This window comes from Tessaracoccus luoxuelianae (assembly GCF_054483915.1).
This window is the reverse complement of record NZ_CM137013.1, coordinates 1,518,278-1,537,377: the sequence shown is the minus strand read 5'-3', so window position 1 is coordinate 1,537,377 and position 19,100 is coordinate 1,518,278. Positions and strand designations below refer to the sequence as shown.

The 19,100-nt window shown below is 67.0% G+C and carries 25 protein-coding genes; 2 read left to right on the top strand and 23 right to left on the bottom strand.

Annotation, left to right across the window (positions count from 1 at the left end; translation table 11 throughout):
* Positions 1-9: 9 nt before the first annotated feature.
* From ACX1D1_RS06805 to infA, 6 genes are all read right to left on the bottom strand, one after another.
* Positions 10-1,032, bottom strand: a complete 1,023-nt coding sequence (locus ACX1D1_RS06805; RefSeq protein WP_182782408.1) for a DNA-directed RNA polymerase subunit alpha — start codon at positions 1,030-1,032, stop codon at positions 10-12.
* 102 nt (positions 1,033-1,134) lie between these two features.
* On the bottom strand, positions 1,135-1,740 hold the full coding sequence (gene rpsD, locus ACX1D1_RS06800) for a 30S ribosomal protein S4 (protein ID WP_182782407.1): 606 nt from the start codon (positions 1,738-1,740) through the stop codon (positions 1,135-1,137).
* A 28-nt stretch (positions 1,741-1,768) separates the two neighbouring features.
* The gene (gene rpsK / locus ACX1D1_RS06795; protein WP_182782406.1) at positions 1,769-2,179 is read right to left on the bottom strand and encodes a 30S ribosomal protein S11; all 411 of its coding nucleotides are present in this window, start codon (positions 2,177-2,179) and stop codon (positions 1,769-1,771) included.
* Positions 2,180-2,215: 36 nt separating this feature from the next.
* A complete protein-coding gene (rpsM, locus tag ACX1D1_RS06790; protein ID WP_182782405.1) occupies positions 2,216-2,590 on the bottom strand; it encodes a 30S ribosomal protein S13 in 375 nt (124 codons plus the stop codon).
* A 250-nt stretch (positions 2,591-2,840) separates the two neighbouring features.
* Positions 2,841-2,954 (bottom strand): 50S ribosomal protein L36, encoded by a 114-nt coding sequence (gene rpmJ / locus ACX1D1_RS06785; RefSeq protein WP_020575560.1) that lies wholly within the window; start codon positions 2,952-2,954, stop codon positions 2,841-2,843.
* A gap of 260 nt (positions 2,955-3,214) precedes the next feature.
* Positions 3,215-3,436, bottom strand: coding sequence for a translation initiation factor IF-1 (gene infA, locus ACX1D1_RS06780; protein ID WP_068749455.1), 222 nt, complete (start codon positions 3,434-3,436; stop codon positions 3,215-3,217).
* Between the two features lie 121 nt (positions 3,437-3,557).
* On the opposite strand from infA, the gene ACX1D1_RS06775 reads away from it, so the two are divergent.
* Positions 3,558-3,839, top strand: coding sequence for a YciI family protein (locus ACX1D1_RS06775; protein WP_182782404.1), 282 nt, complete (start codon positions 3,558-3,560; stop codon positions 3,837-3,839).
* Positions 3,840-3,852: 13 nt separating this feature from the next.
* Here ACX1D1_RS06775 and ACX1D1_RS06770 read toward each other — a convergent pair whose 3' ends face one another.
* On the bottom strand, positions 3,853-5,232 hold the full coding sequence (locus ACX1D1_RS06770) for a family 4 glycosyl hydrolase (RefSeq protein ID WP_459056395.1): 1,380 nt from the start codon (positions 5,230-5,232) through the stop codon (positions 3,853-3,855).
* Between the two features lie 133 nt (positions 5,233-5,365).
* Here ACX1D1_RS06770 and ACX1D1_RS06765 point away from each other — a divergent pair, with 133 nt between their 5' ends.
* Entirely contained in the window at positions 5,366-6,529 is a 1,164-nt protein-coding gene (locus ACX1D1_RS06765; RefSeq protein ID WP_459056394.1) for a carbohydrate kinase family protein, read from the top strand.
* An 18-nt stretch (positions 6,530-6,547) separates the two neighbouring features.
* Here ACX1D1_RS06765 and ACX1D1_RS06760 read toward each other — a convergent pair whose 3' ends face one another.
* The 16 genes from ACX1D1_RS06760 to ACX1D1_RS06685 all read right to left on the bottom strand — a co-directional run bounded on the left by ACX1D1_RS06760 (position 6,548) and on the right by ACX1D1_RS06685 (position 19,073).
* Positions 6,548-7,549 (bottom strand): neutral zinc metallopeptidase, encoded by a 1,002-nt coding sequence (locus tag ACX1D1_RS06760; RefSeq protein WP_459056393.1) that lies wholly within the window; start codon positions 7,547-7,549, stop codon positions 6,548-6,550.
* Positions 7,550-7,585: 36 nt separating this feature from the next.
* Entirely contained in the window at positions 7,586-7,948 is a 363-nt protein-coding gene (locus tag ACX1D1_RS06755; RefSeq protein ID WP_459056392.1) for a DUF1707 SHOCT-like domain-containing protein, read from the bottom strand.
* Positions 7,949-8,008: 60 nt separating this feature from the next.
* Positions 8,009-8,824, bottom strand: coding sequence for a type I methionyl aminopeptidase (gene map, locus ACX1D1_RS06750; RefSeq protein ID WP_459056391.1), 816 nt, complete (start codon positions 8,822-8,824; stop codon positions 8,009-8,011).
* The gene (locus ACX1D1_RS06745) at positions 8,824-9,405 is read right to left on the bottom strand and encodes an adenylate kinase (RefSeq protein ID WP_459056390.1); all 582 of its coding nucleotides are present in this window, start codon (positions 9,403-9,405) and stop codon (positions 8,824-8,826) included. The genes map and ACX1D1_RS06745 overlap by 1 nt, the downstream gene beginning before the upstream one ends.
* Positions 9,402-10,715 carry a preprotein translocase subunit SecY gene (gene secY, locus ACX1D1_RS06740; RefSeq protein ID WP_459056389.1) on the bottom strand — a complete coding sequence of 438 codons (1,314 nt, stop codon included), beginning with the start codon at positions 10,713-10,715 and terminating at the stop codon, positions 9,402-9,404. Before secY ends, ACX1D1_RS06745 begins: the two co-directional genes overlap by 4 nt.
* 193 nt (positions 10,716-10,908) lie before the next feature.
* A complete protein-coding gene (gene rplO, locus ACX1D1_RS06735; RefSeq protein ID WP_182800129.1) occupies positions 10,909-11,349 on the bottom strand; it encodes a 50S ribosomal protein L15 in 441 nt (146 codons plus the stop codon).
* Positions 11,350-11,351: 2 nt separating this feature from the next.
* Positions 11,352-11,534, bottom strand: coding sequence for a 50S ribosomal protein L30 (rpmD, locus tag ACX1D1_RS06730; protein WP_182782390.1), 183 nt, complete (start codon positions 11,532-11,534; stop codon positions 11,352-11,354).
* Entirely contained in the window at positions 11,534-12,139 is a 606-nt protein-coding gene (rpsE, locus tag ACX1D1_RS06725) for a 30S ribosomal protein S5 (protein ID WP_182782389.1), read from the bottom strand. Before rpsE ends, rpmD begins: the two co-directional genes overlap by 1 nt.
* Positions 12,140-12,165: 26 nt before the next feature.
* Positions 12,166-12,549, bottom strand: a complete 384-nt coding sequence (gene rplR / locus ACX1D1_RS06720; protein WP_182782388.1) for a 50S ribosomal protein L18 — start codon at positions 12,547-12,549, stop codon at positions 12,166-12,168.
* Positions 12,549-13,091, bottom strand: a complete 543-nt coding sequence (rplF, locus tag ACX1D1_RS06715; protein WP_459056387.1) for a 50S ribosomal protein L6 — start codon at positions 13,089-13,091, stop codon at positions 12,549-12,551. Before rplF ends, rplR begins: the two co-directional genes overlap by 1 nt.
* 25 nt (positions 13,092-13,116) lie before the next feature.
* Positions 13,117-13,521 (bottom strand): 30S ribosomal protein S8, encoded by a 405-nt coding sequence (gene rpsH, locus ACX1D1_RS06710; protein ID WP_182782386.1) that lies wholly within the window; start codon positions 13,519-13,521, stop codon positions 13,117-13,119.
* 83 nt (positions 13,522-13,604) lie between these two features.
* Positions 13,605-13,790 (bottom strand): type Z 30S ribosomal protein S14, encoded by a 186-nt coding sequence (locus ACX1D1_RS06705; protein WP_182782385.1) that lies wholly within the window; start codon positions 13,788-13,790, stop codon positions 13,605-13,607.
* A gap of 8 nt (positions 13,791-13,798) precedes the next feature.
* A complete protein-coding gene (gene rplE / locus ACX1D1_RS06700) occupies positions 13,799-14,428 on the bottom strand; it encodes a 50S ribosomal protein L5 (protein ID WP_182782384.1) in 630 nt (209 codons plus the stop codon).
* Positions 14,428-14,799 (bottom strand): 50S ribosomal protein L24, encoded by a 372-nt coding sequence (rplX, locus tag ACX1D1_RS06695; protein WP_182782383.1) that lies wholly within the window; start codon positions 14,797-14,799, stop codon positions 14,428-14,430. Before rplX ends, rplE begins: the two co-directional genes overlap by 1 nt.
* A 2-nt stretch (positions 14,800-14,801) precedes the next feature.
* Positions 14,802-15,170, bottom strand: a complete 369-nt coding sequence (gene rplN, locus ACX1D1_RS06690; RefSeq protein ID WP_068749476.1) for a 50S ribosomal protein L14 — start codon at positions 15,168-15,170, stop codon at positions 14,802-14,804.
* Positions 15,171-15,410: 240 nt separating this feature from the next.
* Positions 15,411-19,073 (bottom strand): ATP-binding cassette domain-containing protein, encoded by a 3,663-nt coding sequence (locus ACX1D1_RS06685; protein WP_459056386.1) that lies wholly within the window; start codon positions 19,071-19,073, stop codon positions 15,411-15,413.
* Between the last annotated feature and the right edge of the window lie 27 nt (positions 19,074-19,100).

Below are 19,100 nucleotides of genomic sequence, written 5' to 3'. Positions count from 1 at the left end.
AGTGGGCGGTCAGTACTGCTCGGTCTCGGCGAAGTCAGCGTCCTCGTCGTTGTCCTCGTCGTAGCGCTCGATGGCCTGCAACGGGTCGAAGCCGGGGTGCGAGTCACGCAGCGCGAGACCGAGACCGGCCAGCGTCTCCTTGACCTCGTCGATGGACTTCGATCCGAAGTTGCGGATGTCGAGCAGGTCCTCTTCGCTGCGGGCCACGAGCTCGCCCACGGTGTGGATGCCCTCGCGCTTGAGGCAGTTGTAGGAACGCACCGACAGCTCAAGATCCTCGACGGGGAGGTTGAGCGACTCGGCTATCTGCTCGTCGACGGGCGACGGGCCGATCTCGATGCCCTCGGCATCTGCGTTGAGCTCCCGGGCGAGGCCGAAGAGCTCCACCAGGGTGCGGCCGGCCGAGGCCATGGCATCGCGGGGGGCGATCGACGGCTTGGTCTCCACGTCGATGATGAGGCGATCGAAGTCGGTGCGCTGGGCCACGCGGGTGGCCTCCACCTTGTAGGTCACCTTCAGGACCGGCGAGTAGATCGAATCCACGGGGATCCGGCTGATCTCGGCGTCGGGGTTCTTGTTCTGCACGCTGGACACGTAGCCGCGGCCTCGCTCGACCACCAGCTCCATCTCGATCTTCCCGTTGTCGTTGAGCGTGGCGATGTGCAGCTCCGGGTTGTGGATCTCGACGCCCGCGGGGGGCTGGATGTCACCAGCGGTGACGGTGCCTGCGCCGGCCTTCCGGAGGTACATGACCACCGGCTCGTCCTCCTCGGAGGAGAGCACGAGGCTCTTCAGGTTGAGGATGATCTCGGTGACGTCTTCGACGACGCCCTCAAGGGTGGAGAACTCGTGCTGGTTGCCCTCCACCTTGATGCTGGTCACCGCGGCGCCAGGGATCGAGGACAGCAGGGTACGGCGCAGTGAGTTGCCGAGCGTGTAGCCGAAGCCGGGCTCCAGCGGTTCGATCATGAACCGTGAACGGAACTCGGAGACGACGTCCTCGGAGAGGCTGGGGCGCTGTGCGATAAGCATGGGTGTTCCTTCCCGCACCAACCGATATCTGATGGTGCGAATGCGGCCGCGAGGCCTGAGGGTGATACGGGCCGACCGGAACTCCCGGCCGGCCCTTCAGCATTACTTCGAGTAGAGCTCGACGATCATCTGCTCCTGGACATCCACGACGATCTGCTCGCGGACGGGGAGCTGGTGCACGAGGATCCGCATCCGGTTGGGACGGGCCTCGAGCCACGCGGGGACCGCGCGGTCGCCGTGGGTCTCGCGGGCGATGACCAACGGGGCCATGGTCAGCGACTTCTCCGCGACGTCGATGATGTCGTGCGCGCGGACGCGGTACGACGGGATGTTCACGCGCTGACCGTTGACCAGGAAGTGGCCGTGGACCACGAGCTGGCGGGCCTGCCGACGGGTGGTGGCGAAGCCTGCGCGGTAAACCACGTTGTCCAGGCGCGACTCGAGGATCTGCAGCAGACGGTCACCGGTCTTACCCGGATGACGATCAGCTTCCTGGTAGTAGCGGCGGAACTGCTTCTCCAGGACGCCGTAGGCGTAGCGCGCCTTCTGCTTCTCCTTGAGCTGCAGCGAGTACTCGGAGTCCTTCGTGCGGCCGCGACCGTGCACACCCGGGGGGTACGGACGGCGCTCGAAGGCCTTGTCGTTGCCAACCAGGTCTGTCCCGAGACGACGAGACTTCTTGGTCAAAGGGCCGGTGTAACGAGCCATTTTCTTCTAGTCCTTTTCTCTCGGGCGATCAGACGCGACGGCGCTTGGGCGGGCGGCAGCCGTTGTGCGGCGTCGGGGTCACGTCCGAGATGGCGCCGACCTCGAGGCCGACGGCCCCCAGGGAGCGGATCGCGGTCTCACGGCCGGAGCCGGGGCCCTTGACGAACACGTCGATGCGCTTCATGCCGTGCTCCATGGCACGACGGCCAGCGGCCTCGGCGGCCATCTGCGCAGCGAACGGCGTCGACTTGCGGGAGCCCTTGAAGCCGACGGTTCCGGCTGAGGCCCACGCAATCACAGCCCCGGTGGGATCGGTGATCGAGATGATGGTGTTGTTGAAGGTGCTCTTGATATGCGCCTGACCGGCGAGCACGTTCTTCTTTTCCTTGCGGCGCACCTTGGTTTTGGTGGCGGCCGCCTTGCGGCTTGCAGTAGCCATTGAGTCCTTCTCCTAAGTCCTGCAGAGGGGCGCGGGTTAGCGCGCCTTCTTCTTGCCAGCGACGGCCTTCTTCTTGCCCTTGCGGGTGCGCGCATTGGTGCGCGTGCGCTGACCACGAACCGGCAGACCACTGCGGTGGCGACGGCCCTGGTAGTTACCGATCTCAACCTTGCGGCGGATGTCGGCGGCAACCGTACGGCGGAGGTCGCCCTCGATCTCGTACTTGCCTTCGATGTGGTCGCGCAGGGCGACGAGCTGGTCCTCCGTGAGCTGGTGGACTCGGACATCTCCGCTGATACCAGTGGCGGAGAGGGTCTCGGCGGCGCGGGTCTTCCCGACGCCGAAGATGTAGGTGAGTGCGACTTCCAGACGCTTTTCGCGCGGGAGGTCAACACCAACGAGGCGTGCCATCAGGCGGTTACCTTTCTCAAACATGTCGATCCTGACTCGATGAGGAGCCCGGTCGCGGACCGCGAAGGTGTGTGGCGTGAAGCGTCCCCGCCGCCTGTGGTGCACTCATGCACCGACGGGGCCCTGGCCTTCGCCCAGGGGTGGGGACCCCGAGAGGGGTCCTTGCGTTCACGTTGCTTTCAGTTGTCGGCGGAGTGGGCGATCGACCCGTCCCGCGGTGTTCTGCATGCCAGGGGCCAGTGGCCCCGGGTCAGCCCTGCCGCTGCTTGTGGCGAGGGTTTTCGCAGATCACCATCACACGACCGTGCCGGCGGATGACCTTGCACTTGTCGCAGATCTTCTTGACGCTCGGCTGAACCTTCATTCGAGCAACCTTTTCAATCGGCGACTGGGAGCGCGGACGCGCCCAATCTTGTGGTGGATAGCTTGATCGACATGCCGGGCATGCAGACATGTCCGGTCATAGACGACCGACGCACCACTCTACGTGACGAGGGCTCGAGTTGCCAAAACGAGGAGGCTCCCCTGGGCTGGGGTGGCGGTGGCGCGACGGGAAAAGCAAAAAGGGCCCCCGCCGTCGATCGGCGAGGCCCTTCTCTGTGGCGTGCGACGGGTGTGCCGCGCTCACTTGTGACGGTAGACGATGCGTCCGCGCGTCAGGTCGTAGGGAGACAGCTCCACCACGACGCGGTCCGCGGGGAGGATGCGGATGTAGTGCTGGCGCATCTTGCCGCTGATGGTCGTGAGGACCTTGTGTCCGTTGGCCAACTCCACGCGGAACATCGCGTTGGGCAGGGCCTCGACCACGGTGCCCTCGAGCTCGAGGGCTCCTTCTTTCTTCGCCATGTATTCTCTCTCGTTGCCCCGGCCCGCCCACTGCGCGCCGGTTAGTACCAATCGGCTATTCTACGCTGCCCCGCCCGGCAAGGCCAAACACTGACCCCACCCGTGGGGCTAGCCTGGGGCCATGAGCTACTTCGTGGTCCAGTACACCTACACAGACGACCCGCGGGCCCTCGACGCCGAGCGCCCCCACCATCGCGCCTACCTCACGTCCCTGCTGGACGACACGCTGGTGACAAGCGGTCCATATGTGGGAAGCGACCTCCCTGGGGCACTGCTGATCTTCACCGCCGATTCCGCCGCCGAAGTCGAGGACCTCCTGGACCGCGACCCCTTCTGGGCGGCGAACCTGATCGCCGAGCGCTCGATCGAGGAATGGAACCCGGTCCTCGGTTCGCTGGCCTGATCCAGGGGAGAATTCAGCGCTGGAACAACTCGGCGATCGACGGATGGGCAGCCGCGTAGCCGTCGAGCAGCTCCTTGCCCAGGCGCGGCGAGGCCACCAGGGGATGGATGGAGAAGCCCTCCCACGCCTTCTCGCGGTTGCCCGTGAGCGCCGCCTCGGCGATCGCCTGCTCGGCGGCCCGGAGGGTGCTCATCTGACCCAACTGCTGCAGCGTCAACGGCGCGACCGGCTGCGGGTGAACCCCCGTCCCGTCCGCGAGGCAGCCCACCTCCACCACGACGTCGTCGGGCAGCTCCGGCACGATCCGCCCGGCTGAGCTCCGGTTGCCCACGTCGAGGATCATGCGTTCCGGAGCTCCGGTGGCCAGCGCGGTCATGAGCCGCAGCGCCACCTCCTGGTAACCGCCACCGGCGACATCCTCGTCGTTGCGGGCCTCGTCGCCCTCGCGGGCCTCGGCCATGTAGGTGGCCTCGCGTTCGTGGAGGGCATCGTGCCAGAGCCCTAGCGGCGACTCGCAGCAGGCGACCGCATCGTAGAAGCGGCCCTGCTGGTCGCCCAGGTACTGGCCGCGCGTCTGCGCCGCGCGACGGATGTTGCGGATCGCCTCGTCGGTCTTCCAGTAGTAGTAGAGGTATTCGTTGGGCAGCGCCCCCATCGCCCTGACCCACGGCTTCTCCAGGAGCCGCGCCTCCTCGACGTGCTCCAGCGCGTCGTCCGAGGCGAGGAGGCCTGGGAGCAGGTCCACGCCGTCCACGCTCACCGACCTCAGCCAGCCGAGGTGGTTGAGGCCCACGTAGTCGTAGTCGACGCGATCGCGGTCGTACTCGAGGGAGACCCCGAGCAGCCGCGACACGCGCCGCACCAGGCCGATGGGGGTGTCGCAGATCCCCACGACGCGGTCGCCGAGGACCGTGCGCATCGCCTGGGTGACGATCCCCGCCGGGTTGGTGAAGTTGATGGTCCAGGCGTCGGGTGCGACCTCAGCGATGGTCTCGGCCACCTGCCTCATGACAGGCACCGTGCGCAGCGCGTAGGCCAACCCTCCGGGGCCGACTGTCTCCTGGCCCAGGAGGCCCAGGTTGAGGGCGACCCGCTCGTCGGCGATCCGCCCCTCGGCGCCGCCGACCCGGATGGCGGCGAAGACGAAGCGGGCGCCGACGAGGGCGTCGCGCAGGTCCGTGGTGACGCGCAGGCTGGGTGGATCGACGAGCTGGCGGGCTCGTTCGCCGATCACCCGTCCGATCGCATCGAGCCTTGAGGCCGAGGTGTCGTGGAGGACCACCTCGGTGATGTCGACCGCGGGACGTCCCGAGGCGGACAGCGCGTTGGTGGCGACGGCGTCGTAGACCAGCGGCACGCGGAAGCCGCCTCCGCCGAGGATCACGAGTTTCATGGGTGGCAACCTCCGGTCGACAATGATCCGCTCAGCCGGCGGAGTCGCCGACGTCCAGCTCGCGGCCCTGCAATGAGTGGCAGTATCGAGCATAACGATTCGATTCCGGTACGCCGGAAGGAGCGGCCACGCCATGACGGAGCACGAGCACGCCGAGGACGACGACACGCCGCTGTGCGAGGAATGCTCGCCGTGGGACCCCCTCGAGGGTCAGCGCACACCTGAGGATCCCCCGCTGGACGTCATGACCACCGGGACCATCTTCTTCGACATCATCTTCACCGGTCTCCCCCGCCTGCCGGAGCCGGGTGAGGAACTCTCCAGCGCGGGCATGGGCTCGTGTCCAGGCGGGATCGCCAACCTCGCCACGGCGGCCGCGAGGCTCGGGCTCCGGACCGGCCTGGTGGCCGGGTTCGGCGACGACACGTACGCGGACTGGATGTGGGACACCCTCAGCGGGCAGGAGAAGATCGACCTCACCGCCTCACGTCGATTCTCGAACTTCCACTCGGCCCTCACCGTGTCCATGGCCTTCAAGGGCGACCGCGGCATGGTGACCCACATGCACCCCCTGCCCGAGTCCCTCGAGACTGACCTCTTGGCCGCCCCCGCTGCCCGTGCGGCCACCGTTGAGCTGACGGACCCCGCCTCGTGGTGGCGCACGTTCAAGGATCGCGGCAGCCTGATCTTCGCCGACGTGGGCTTCGACGACACCGGGCGCTGGGACCGATCGGTTCTACAGCTCCTCGAGGACTGTCATGCCTTCACTCCCAACGCGGTGGAGGCCATGTGCTACACCCGCACAGACCGCCCCACCGATGCCGTGCGCAAGCTGGCTGGTCTGGTGCCCCTGGCTGTGGTGACCGACGGCGTCCACGGCTCCTTCGCCATCGACCAGGCGACCGGGGAGGAGGCCTACTGCCCGGCGGTCCCCGTCGAGGCGATCGACCCCACCGGCGCGGGCGACGTGTTCGCCGCGTCGATCCTGTTGGGGACGCTGGCCGGCTGGCCGCTGCAGCACCGCCTGCATTTCGCGGCCCTGACGTCCTCGCTCGCCGTGCGCCAGTTCGGCGGCTCGCTCGCGGCGCCCGGTTGGGGCGACGTGGCCGACTGGTGGCGTTCCACCTCCGCCCGCGCCGCCGCGGGAGACCTGAAGGCCTCCTACGTTCTTCGCGACTACGGCTTCCTCCAGGACCTGCTCCCGGACCATCCGGTCCTCGGGGTGCGTCGGGCGCAGGGCACCTTCGCCCTGGCATCCGACGCGGGCGCCCGCAACGGACTCCGGCCACCGCGCTGATCGGCGTGCAGTTCGCTTTCAGTCCACGACGGAGGGCTCAGCCGTCCAGGTGTTGCAGTTGGCGAGCGTGGCGGAGTACAGCCCGCGCATGCCCCAGGTGGCCACCGAGTCCTGTGAGCCGTGGATCCCGTCCTCGATGACGGCCCGAAGATAGGGCTCGAAGGAGTCGTACACCTCGCGGGTCATCTCGAAGGACCGGTCGTGGGCCATCATCGCGTAGGAGAAGCAGGTGGCCTGAAGCTCGAGCCGGCGAGCCGACTCATTGTCACCACCCACGCTGTACTCCGCCATGAACATGCCCGCCTCTGACTGGAGGTGGTGCCCGTACTCGTGCCCGGCCATGTCCTTGACGCCGAAGTCGTGCCACGAGGCACCGTTGAGGGTGGTTTCACCGAAGTAGATGGCGCCTCCCTGCGCCGAGCAGTACAACGCCGGAGCAACCACCTCTCCGCAGGGCGTCTCCACCCGGTCTCCGGCGTAGAAGAAGACGGGGATGTCCTCGGTGCTGTAGCCCAGGGCGGCCAGCGTGGGCTTCCACGCCTCCTGGAGACAGGCCATCTGCGCCCGGGCGGCGCCCTCGAGCTCGGCAAGGGAGAACACTGCCGCCGGTGTCGGACATCCGTCGAGCGTGGGCAGGGCGGGGCCGTAGAGCGCGCTCTGCTGCAGCGTGATCCAGTCCGGGTGGGTGGAGGTGGGTCCGGGGAGCGGAGGCCACTCCCGGGCCGGCAGGCCGACGGTTTCAGGCTCGAGGATGGGGGCCACGGGCTCCGACGCGGCCGGCGCCGTCGTCTCGGAATCCTGTGCCTCGGTGGGCTCCGGGGCTGCAGAGGATGGGTCCGGCAGGACGATCTGCGGCTCGCGGGAGGTCATTCCCACGAGCGCGCCGAACAGGGCTGCCGCGACGACCAGGCCCACTCCCCCGAGCACGAGCAGGACCACGAGGACCACACCACCGCCCCCTCGCGAGCGTCGCGGCGGCGGCTGGACCCACACACGGTGCTGCGAGTACCAGTCCTGCATCAACGACCTCCTCGGCCTCGGGAACCCAGGAGCGGCTCAGAGAAGGGTGATCACCAGCAGCAGAAGCAGGACGGCCACCAGCGCCACGCCGACCACGCCCACCCCGAGGGCCATCGGCACCAGGTTGCGGGGTTCCGACACCCTGCCGGCGGGAGGACCTCCCTGCTGGACGATGGCGGGCACCTCAGTGGCCGCGGCGGGCAGCCTCTCGATGACGGGGACCAGGTCCCCCAGCGTCCGCGCCGCGTAGACGACGTCCATGGAGCCGGCGTACTCGTCGTGCGTGATCCGCCCGTCGGCGAACGCGGAGTTCAGCCGGGTGGTGAGAGACTCGCGCTCAGTCTCGTCGACCGGGTCGGCCGCACGTTGGAGGTACTTTGAGGACGGTGGGAGCGCCATGGCCCCATCTTAGGCTGCGCCGGCAAGCCTTGACCCGCGGGCGGGAGCGTCGGCAGGTCGTCAGTCGGCCAGCGGGCCGAACAGGTCCCCGAGCATCTCGGCGCCCCCGTCGTGCTCCGTGAGGACCCACAGGCCCTTCCCGGTGAGGGCCACCGTGTTCTCCCAGTGGGACCCGCGCGAGGAGTCCCTGCTCACCACGGTCCATCCGTCGTCGAGTTCGAGCGTCTGATGGAGGCCTGTGGTCAGCATGGGCTCGATGGCCAGCGCCATGCCCACGGCCAGCTTCGGGGTGGGGCGCCGCCGGTACCAGTTCGGCACGTCCGGCTCCATATGCATCTCGGAGCCGATGCCGTGCCCTGTGTACTCCCGGAGGGTGGCGTAGCGCACCGGCAGAGACTTTACGTAGTCCTCGATCGCCCGCGACACGTCCCCGACGCGCCCGCCTGCGCGCATCGCGCGCGCACCGGCCCACATGGCCTCACGCGTGGCGTCGATGAGGGCCACATCCTCGGGCGCGGGGGCCCCGACGATGATGGTGCGGGCGGCGTCGCCGTGCCAGCCCTGCACGATCGCGCCGAAGTCGATGGAGACGAGGTCGCCGTCGCGCAGAACCCGTTCCCCGGGGACGCCGTGGACCAGTTCGTCGTTGACGGAGATGCAGGCGACCCCCGGGAATCCGACACCCCACATCGAGCCGTAGTCCAGGAAGGACGACTCGGCGCCGTGGCGGGCGAGGACTTCGCGCCCGATGGCGTCGAGTTCGCCCGTGGTGATGCCCACCGCGGCCGCGGCGCACATGGCGTCCAGCCCCTGAGCGACGACGAGGCCGGCCTTGCGCATCAGCCGGAGCTCGTCGGCCGACTTCACCTCGATCATCACGGTGTGCGATCGGTGTGGGCGTCGACCATGTCGAACATGCGTTGGCGAACGTCGTCCACGGTGCCGGTGCCGTCGAGATCGACGAGGAGGCCCTTGCTCTCGTAGTGGAAGAGGAGGGGCGCGGTCTGGCCGGCGTAGACCTCCATCCGGCGACGGATGGTGTCGGCGTTGTCGTCAGCCCGCCCCTCCTTCGCGGCACGCGCGAGCAGCCGCTGGACGAGGGCCTCCGGCTCCACGTGCAGCGAGACGACGGCGTCGAGCTGCTGGCCGTGAGAGGCAAGGTAGCGGTCCAGGAAGTACACCTGGTGCATGGTCCGCGGGAATCCGTCCAGCAGGAAGCCCGGTTCGCAGTCCGGGGCCGAGAGCCGGTCCGCGACGATCTCCTCGGTGACGTCGTCGGGGACGTACTCGCCCGCGTCGATGATCTCCTTGACCTTGATGCCGAGGGGGGTCTGGTTCTTGATGTTGCTCCTGAAGATGTCCCCCGTGGAGATCGCCGGCACGCCGTAACGCTCGGCGAGCGCGGTGGCCTGTGTCCCCTTCCCCGCACCCGGCGCGCCCATGATCAGCAGCTTCATCGCAGGAAGCCCTCATAGTTGCGCTGCTGGAGCTGGCTCTCGATCTTCTTGACGGTGTCCAGAGCGACGCCGACGATGATGAGGATGGAGGTGCCGCCGAAGGGGAAGTTCTGCTGGGCGCCGACCGCCATGAAGGCGATGGTGGGGATGAGCGCGATGATGGCGAGGTACAGCGACCCGGGGGCGGTCAGCCGCGACAGTACGTAGGCGAGGTAGCGCTCGGTGGGCTTGCCCGCACGGATCCCGGGGATGAAGCCGCCGTACTTCTTCATGTTGTCCGAGACCTCCTCCGGGTTGAAGGTGATGGACACATAGAAGTAGCAGAAGGCGATGATCAGCACGAACTGCACCAGGTTGTACACCCAGGACTGACCGCCCTGGCCGGTGAAGTTCGCCTGGATCCACTGCGAGATGGCGCCGTCCGGCCGGAAGGTCGAGTAGAGCACCGGGAGGTACAGCATGGAGGAGGCGAAGATCACTGGGATGACGCCGGACTGGTTGACCTTGAGCGGGATGTAGGTGGTGGATCCGCCGACGAGGCGTCGGCCCACCATGCGCTTTGCGTACTGCACGGGGATCCGGCGCTGGCCCTGCTCGACCCAGATGATGCCCAGCATCACGAGCAGGCCGATACCGATCACGAGGAAGAACAGGAACCAGCCCGTCACGCCCTCGTGGCTCTGCTTGATGGACCACAGGCCGGCGGGGAAGCTGGCCGCGATCTGCGTGAAGATCATGATCGACATGCCGTTGCCGATGCCGCGCTCGGTGATGAGCTCGCCCATCCACATGATGACAGCGGTGCCGGCCGTCATGATCATCACCATGGTGATCAGGGGCAGCAGCTCGTCGCTGTAGAGGATGCCGTCGCAGCCCTGGAAGAGCTGGCCGGTGCGGGCGAGGGTGACGAAGGCCGTGGCGTTGAGGACCGCGAGCACCAGGGTGAGGTAACGGGTGTACTCGGTGATCTTCTGCTGGCCTGTGCCGCCCTCCTTCTTGAGGGCCTCCAGCTTCGGGATCACGACGGTGAGCAGCTGGAGGATGATCGAGGCCGTGATGTAGGGCATGATCCCGAGCGCGAAGATCGTCAACTGGAGCAGCGCCCCACCCGAGAACAGGTTGATCATCGAGTAGAGGCCGGCCGAGTCGCCCTGCGCGGCGAGCGCCAGACACTGGTCGATCCGCGAGATGCTCACGTTGGGTGAGGGGATCGTGGATCCCAGGCGGAACACGGCAATGATGCCCAGCGTGAAGAAGATCTTCTTGCGAAGATCCGGTGTCTTCAACGCGTTGGCCAAGGCGGAGATCATCCGACCCTACTTTCGGTTTCGTTGTACAACACGGCGCCGTGCAGTGTCGGCACGGCAACCAGGGAAGCCTATCAAGGCACGTACCGGCACCAAAACGCCGGAGCACCTGAGGGGCGCGCCGGAAACGCCGACGGGGTGGACCCGGGAGACCCCGGGCCCACCCCGACGGTGGTGTAGCTGGTGCGCGACCGACTCAGAGTTCGGTCACGGATCCGCCGGCGCCTTCAAGCTTCGCCTTGGCGGAGCTGGAGAATGCGTGGGCGGTCACGTCGAGCGCCACGGTGACGTCGCCGTTGCCGAGGATCTTGACGAGGTTGCCGGAGCGCACAGCGCCTGCATCCACGAGTTCCTCGACGCCCACGGAGCCGCCCTCGGGGAACAGCTCGGAGAGACGGCCGACGTTGACCACCTGGTACTCAACCCGGAACGGGTTCTTGAAGCCCTTGAGCTTCGGGATCCGCATGTGCAACGGCATCTGGCCGCCCTCGAAGTTCTGGGGAACGTTCTTACGCGCCCCGGTGCCCTTCGTACCGCGACCAGCGGTCTTACCCTTCGAACCCTCACCACGGCCAACACGGGTCTTAGCCGTCTTGGCGCCGGGGGCGGGGCGCAGATGATGCAGCTTGAGCGTCATCGTCACTTCACCTCTTCCACGGTAACCAGATGGGCGACGGTGCGGATCATCCCGAGCACCTCGGGGCGGTCCTCACGGACCACCGAGGAGCCGATGCGACCCAGACCGAGCGTCCGCAGCGTCTCGCGCTGGTTCTGCTTTCCACCCACCCCAGACTTTGCCTGGGTGATCTTCAGCTCGGCCATCAGTGAGCCACCTCTTCCTTCGAGGCGCGGATGAGCGCCGCCGGAGCGACGTCCTCGATCGCCATGCCGCGACGCTTGGCCACGGCCTGGGGCTCTTCGAGCTGCTGAAGCGCATCCACCGTGGCGTGCACCACGTTGATGGCATTGGACGAGCCGAGCGACTTGGCGAGCACGTCGTGCACGCCTGCGCACTCGAGGACGGCGCGAGCCGACCCACCGGCGATGACGCCGGTACCCGGGGACGCGGGGCGCAGCATGACCACGCCCGCGGCCTTCTCACCCTGAACCGGGTGCGGAATCGTGCGCTGGATCAACGGCACGCGGAAGAAGTGCTTCTTGGCCTCTTCAACACCCTTGGCGATCGCGGCCGGCACCTCCTTCGCCTTGCCGTAGCCGACGCCCACCATGCCCTCGCCGTCGCCGACGACGACCAGAGCGGTGAAGCTGAAGCGACGACCACCCTTGACCACCTTGGCGACGCGGTTGATGGTCACCACGCGCTCGAGGTACTTGCTTTCTTCCTTCGGAGCCTGGCCACGACGATCGTCACGGCCACGACGCTCACCTGTAGCGCCAGAACCTCGGCGCTGTTGGGTTTCACTCATCGTGAAAAACCTTTCCTTTCGTCGTGTTAGAAGCCGAGCCCGGCCTCGCGGGCTGCATCCGCCAGAGCAGCGATCCGCCCGTGGTACTTGTTACCCGCACGGTCGAAGACGACCTGCTCGACGCCGGCAGCCTTCGCGCGCTCGGCGATCAGGACACCGACCTTGCGTGCCTTCTCGGACTTGTCCGCCTCGGTGCCGCGGAGGTCGGCCTCCATGGTGGACGCGGACGCCAGCGTCTTGCCCTGGACATCGTCGATCACCTGAACGAACAGGTGCCGGGATGACCGGTTGACCACCAGACGGGGACGATCGGCCGAGCCGTTGATCTTCTTGCGGCCACGGAGCTGCCGACGGGCGCGGGACGCCGTCTTGGGAGCCAGCGACTTGCGGTTGCTGAGCGAAATGGCCATCACTTGCCAGCCTTTCCGGCCTTGCGGCGGACTTGTTCGCCCGCGTAACGGACGCCCTTGCCCTTGTAGGGCTCAGGCTTGCGGATCTTACGGATGTTGGCCGCGGTCTCGCCGACAAGCTGCTTGTCGATGCCTTGGACGCTGAACCTGGTGGGTGCTTCCACCACGAAGGTGATGCCCTCAGGGGCGTTCACGATCACGGGGTGGGAGAATCCGAGCGCAAATTCAAGCTGCTGCGGGCCCTTGAAGATCACGCGGTAACCCACGCCGACGATCTCAAGCTTCTTTTCATAGCCCTCGGTGACGCCCTGGATCATGTTGCTGATCAGGGTGCGGGTGAGGCCATGGAGGGACCTGCTCTGACGCTCGTCGTTGGGACGGGCGACGGCGAGCTGGCCGTCTTCCTGCTTCTCGATGGTGATGGGCTCGGCGACGGTGAGCGTCAACGACCCCTTGGGTCCCTTGACGTCAACCTGTCGGCCGTCGAGCAACACGTCGACGCCGGATGGGATGGCGATGGGGAGCCTGCCAATACGCGACATTACTTTTTCTCCTTACCTTCGCCGGTCACCAGACGTAGGCGAGTACTTCGCCGCCCACGGACTTGGCTTTGGCGTCCCGATCGGTCAACAGACCCTGGGACGTCGAAATGATGGCGATACCGAGACCGCCCAGCACCTTCGGCAGCTCCGTGGACTTCGCGTAGACGCGGAGCCCCGGCTTGCTGATGCGACGAATGCCCACGATGGAACGCACGCGCGAGTCGCCGTACTTCAGAGTGACCTTGAGGACCTTGCCAACCTGCCCCTCGACCTCGGTCAACTCGAAATCCGAGATGTAACCGTTGGCCTTGAGGATCTCGGCGATGCCCACCTTGATCTTCGACGACGGCATGGTCGTCGAGTCCAGGAACGCCTGGTTGGCGTTCCGCAGACGTGTCAGCATGTCTGCAATCGGATCAGTCATTGTCATGACTTGTTGCCTCTTTCTCGCGCCGGTTTCCGGGAGACCCGGACCTGTCGCAACTTGAATTCCTTAGGAAAGGTGGTTCCGGATCACCAGGACGACTTGGTCACACCGGGCAGTTCGCCGGCGTGCGCCATGTCGCGCAGGCAGATGCGGCAGAGGCCGAACTTGCGGTAGACCGAGTGGGGCCTGCCGCACTTCTGGCAACGGGTGTAGGCGCGCACACCGAACTTCGGCTTCCGGGCCTGCTTGACCTTGAGTGCTGTCTTTGCCATGGGTCAGCTCACTTCTTCTTCTTGGCGTAGAACGCGGGGCCGCGCTTCGACTTCTGCTTCTTGGCGTCATCGACGGCCTTGAAGGGGAAGCCGAGGAGCTTGAGCAGCGCCAGGCCTTCCGCGTCGTTGGCCGCCGTGGTCACGAAGGTGATGTCCATGCCGCGGACGCGATCCACCTTGTCCTGATCGATCTCGAGGAACATGACCTGCTCCGAGAGACCGAAGGTGTAGTTGCCGTTCCCGTCGAACTGGTTGCCGTTGAGGCCGCGGAAGTCACGGATACGGGGCAGCGCGAGCGTCAAGAGCCGGTCGGCGAATTCCCACATGCGGTCGCCGCGCAGCGTGACGTGGCAGCCGATGGGCTGACCCTCACGGAGCTTGAACTGGGCGATCGACTTGCGGGCCTTCGTCACCGACGGCTTCTGGCCGGTGATGGCGGTGAGGTCCTTGATGGCGCCCTCGATGATCTTCGAGTCGCGCGCGGCCTCGCCGACGCCCATGTTGACCACGATCTTGACCAGACCGGGGATCTGCATGACGTTGTCGTAGTTGAACTCGTCCTGCAGTGCCGGGACGATGCTCTCGCGGTACTTGGCCTTCAGGCGCGGAATCGCGGTGGGGGCTGCGGTGGCGGTCATCAGATCTCCTCCCCGGTCTTGCGGGCGATGCGCACGGAGCGCTGCGCGGTGTACTCGGAGCCGTCGGGGCGGCGCTTGGTGACGTCGACGCGCTTGTGACCGATGCGCGTGACGACCTCCTTGCCGTCGACCTTGACCACGAGCTGCACGTTGGACACATGGATGGGGGCCTCGACGGTGATCACACCGCCCTCGACCTTGCGGCCGGCCGCGGTCTGGGACTCGCGACGGTGCTTCTTGACGAGGTTGACACCCTGCACGGTGACGCGCTTCGTTTCGGGGTTCACGGCGATGACTTCGGCGACGACACCCCTGTCCTTGCCCGAGATGACCTTGACGCGGTCACCCTTCTTGATGTTGAGCGATGCCATGATCAGATCACCTCCGGGGCGAGCGAGACGATGCGCATGAACTTCTTCTCGCGGAGTTCGCGCGCAACCGGGCCGAAGATGCGGGTGCCGCGGGGCTCCCCGTCGTTCTTCAGGATGACGGCGGCGTTCTCGTCGAACTTGATGTAGGACCCGTCGGCGCGGCGACGCTCCTTGACGGTGCGGACGACGACGGCCTTGACCACGTCGCCCTTCTTGACGTTGCCGCCAGGGATCGCGTCCTTGACGGTGGCGACGATGGTGTCGCCGAGGTAGGCGTAGCGGCGCTTAGAGCCACCGAGCACACGGATGCACAAGATCTCCTTGGCACCAGTGTTGTCGGCGACTTTCAGTCGCGACTCCTGCTGGATCATCTACTTCTCCTTGATCCACCGGTTCCCATGCATGGGGCCTTGTGAAACTAGAAATGAACCCCCTGGATTTTGCCAGGCGGCAGCCCCCAGCCCGAGAGAGAGGGAGCGTGGTGTGAACCCGGGAAAGGTCCCCTCGAAAGGGCACAGTCCCAAGGCAACTGGGACAGTCTAGCCCGTAGTGGACCCGGGGAAGAAATCAGCCCCGACGAGGCCCTCTCCCGTCTCCGCGCGCCTCTGCCGTCATTCGCTGCGCAGCGCCTCGACCGGGTCCTTGCGCGACGCGGCCGACGCCGGGATCAGGCCCGCCAGCGCCGTCAACCCCATGCTGACCAGCACCAGGATCACAGCCGCCTGCAGCGGCAGCTGAGCCACGTTCGGCACGTCGAAGTTGGCCTCGACGATGGCGTTGGCGGGAATGGTCAGCAGGAACGTGACCACCACGCCGAGCAGGCCCGCCACGAACCCGACGATGAGGGTCTCGGCGTTGAACACGCGCCTGATGTCGCGCTTGCTCGCACCGATGGAGCGCAGGATTCCGATCTCCTTCTTGCGCTCCAGCACCGAGATGTAGGTGATGACGCCGATCATGATGGAGCTGACCACCAGGGAGATCGCCACGAAGGCCACCAGCACGTAGCTGATGGTGTTGATGATGTCGGTGACCGAGCCCATCAGCGCCCCGACGATGTCGGTGAAGGTGATGACGCGATCCTCGTCGCCGGCCTCCTTGGCGCTGGCGTTGTAGGCGTCGAGGATGTCCAGCACGCGCTCCTTGGACTCGAAGTCCTTGGGAAAGATCTGGATGGTGGACGGGTCGGTGAGGTCGGCGAAGCCGAGCGTACGCAGGTTGCCCTCGTAGGAGCTCAGCTGCCGCGTGGTCATCGCCATCAACAGCTGGGTCAGCTCGTCCTGGTTGCGGTTGAGCTGGAACGCGTCGGCGAAGACCGCCTCGTCGATGCTCATGGCGTCGGCCATGTTCTCGCTCAACCGGCCCATCGAGCCCTCGATGGCGGCGGAGACCTGGGTGCCGAGCGCGTCCGCCAGCTGCGTGGACACGGTGCCCATGACCGCGCCCATCACGCCCTCGACGTAGGAGCCCATCGCGACCTGCAGTTGCTCGGTGAGGGCGTCGGTGTCGATCAGGTCCCCGGCCACGGCGAGGAGACCCGCGCCCTGCGGCGAGGCGAGGAAGCCGTCGAGGTTGGAGTCCACCTCATCGATGGGCAGGCCTTCGTCGACGGCGTAGGCGAGGTAGCCGCGAATCATCTGTGTCAGCAACCCGGCCTCCTCCCCCGGCGGCTGGGCAGCCGGGACCTGCCCGGCCGGTGCCGCCCCGAGCGCTGTCAGCAGCTCCAACCCCTGCGGCGAGGCCAGGAAGGCCCGCACCAGTGCCGCGACGTCGGGCTGCTCGTCGGTGGCCGGCTGCGCCTGCTCCGCAAACCGGTCGTAGGCCTGCGCGGCGGCCACCAGCCCCGCCGGGTCGATGAGGCCGCCCGTGGCCGCCAGCGCCGCCTGACCCTTCTCGGACGCCAGGAACTCCTCAACCCTCGCCTGAGCGCCGGGCAATGGAGCGCTCGGCGCGGGGGCAGGCTGCTCGGAGGCGTCGGCCGGCGGTTGAGTGGGGGTCGCGGTGAAGCCGAGGAGGGCCTCCAGCAGCGCCGCGAGCGTCTCAGCGTCGAGGGGAACGGGTTCCCGCACGCTGCCGACGAGCAGCTCTTGCCCGGCCGGCGATTCGAGGAAGAGCCGGAAGTTGGCCTGCGTGTCGGCCGGATCGAGCTGGTTCTCCGCCACGAAGACCGCGAACGACGTGGCCAGCGAGGTGCTCCAGGTCACCACCTGGCCGGTCTCCGCGCCCATGTCGGGCGCAGAGACCACGGAGGCCAGGTCGAGCTCGCCCAGGAGAGCGCCGAGATCCAGCCCCGGCAGGGACGAGGGATCAAAGCTGAACTCGGGAAGACTCAGATTCTCCAGCGCGGAGGTGTCGATCGCGAGGGCGTCGGCGTCGAAGGTGAAGGCCCCAGCGATGGCATCCTGGTCGAAGCTGATGAGCTGCGAGAGGTCCATCTCCTCGGCGGCGGCCCGGTCGTCGGCGAATCGGCGGCCGGTGACCACGTTGGTGTCGCGACGGGCCAGCTGATCGGCGACGATCTCGCTGTCGGCCGCCTTCTCGATGACGCGCCTGGTCAGGGCGGGGGTGTAGTAGATGCCCGGCTGCAGGATGGTGCTGTCCTCGACGGCCTGCACAACGCCGACCACCTCCAGCGTCTCGGCCCCCTCGACCACGCTCGCCACACGGCTCTCGTCGGAACTCCGGTCGGTCCACACGCCGAACTCGGCGTCGTAGCTGTAGAGGTCGGGCACGTTGACGAGCCGGAACGACCCGGCCAGCAGGTCGTCGTAGGTGACGGTGACCGGGGCGCCGGGTTCGGCGATGGGTTCCTCGTTCGCGAGTTGGGTGACCATCGCGTCGAGCTCGGCCGGGTCCCGCAGCCCCATGGCGTAGAGCGTGAGATCGGTGACCCTGCCACTGGGGCTCAGCACGACGACGGTCTCGAGGGGGTCGTCGGGCCAGCGTCCGGCGACCACGTCGTAGTGCGTCTCCACCAGAGACAGGTCGTCGACCAACTCGCGGAACACCCCGGATCCCGCGCCCGGGCCCAGGAGCGAGTTGACGGTGGAGGTGGGGTCCAGCCCGACGGAGTTGAAGGTGGTGTCGGGGTTGACCTGGCGGGGTGTCCCGCCCGTCTCGGAGTAGATCCGCGGGGTGACGTCGTAGCTGTACTCGATGGAGTTGACGTAGGCGTCGATCCCGCTGTCGCCGTCGTCGAGGTACCGCTTGAGGGAGGCGAGGTCATTGGTGCCCACCCCGCCGAGCATCCTGGAGACGCGCTGGGCCTCCGGAACCTCGCCCTCGGCGGGCTCCGGGGCGTCGTCGTCTCCGTTGGGTGACCCCGCCAGCAGGGAAGTGAGGTCGAAGCCCTGCCGCTCGATGGACAGCGGATACATCGAGAGGGTGTCCTCCTCGACGCCCTTGATGTAGAGGCCGACGCCGTTGGCGAGCGCGAGGATCGCGGCGATGCCGATGATGCCGATGCTGCCCGCGAACGACGTCATCAGGGTGCGGCCCTTCTTCGTCATCAGGTTGTTGAACGACAACGCGATGGCGGTGAGGAAGCTCATGGCGGTGCGCCGCGGCGGGCGCCCGCTCTCCCGCTGCTGCCCGGGCTGGTAGGGGTCGCTGTCGGAGAAGACGACGCCGTCGCGGAGCTGGACTGTGCGGGTGGCGTACTCCTTGGCCAACTCGGGGTTGTGCGTCACCATGATGACCAGGCGGTCGCGGGCGATGTCGGTCAGCAGGGCCATGATCTGGACGCTGGTGGCCGTGTCGAGGGCGCCGGTGGGCTCGTCGGCCAGCAGGATCTCCGGGTCGTTGATCAGCGCGCGGGCGATGGCGACGCGCTGCATCTGGCCGCCGGAGAGCTGGTTGGGGCGCTTGTGCACGTGGTCGGCCAGCCCCACCTCCGACAGCGCCGCCGTGGCTCGTCGCTTCCGCTCGGACGGTGAGACGCCCGCCAGCGTGAGGGCCAGCTCGACGTTGGAGAGGACGCTCTGGTGCGGAATGAGGTTGTACGCCTGGAAGACGAACCCGATGCGGTTGTTGCGGTAGGTGTCCCAGTCGCGGTCGCGGTACTCGTCGGTGGGGATGCCATCGATGGCCAGGTTGCCCGAGTCGTAGTGGTCGAGACCGCCCACGACGTTGAGCAGGGTGGTCTTGCCGGAACCTGAGGGACCGAGGATCGCGACGAACTCGTTGTCGCGGAAGGCGATGGAGACGTCGTCCAGTGCCACCTGGGTGAAGTCGCCTGTGGTGTACGACTTGCGGACTTTCTCAAGCTGCAGCATGGGGCCTCGGTGACAGGATGTCGCGGC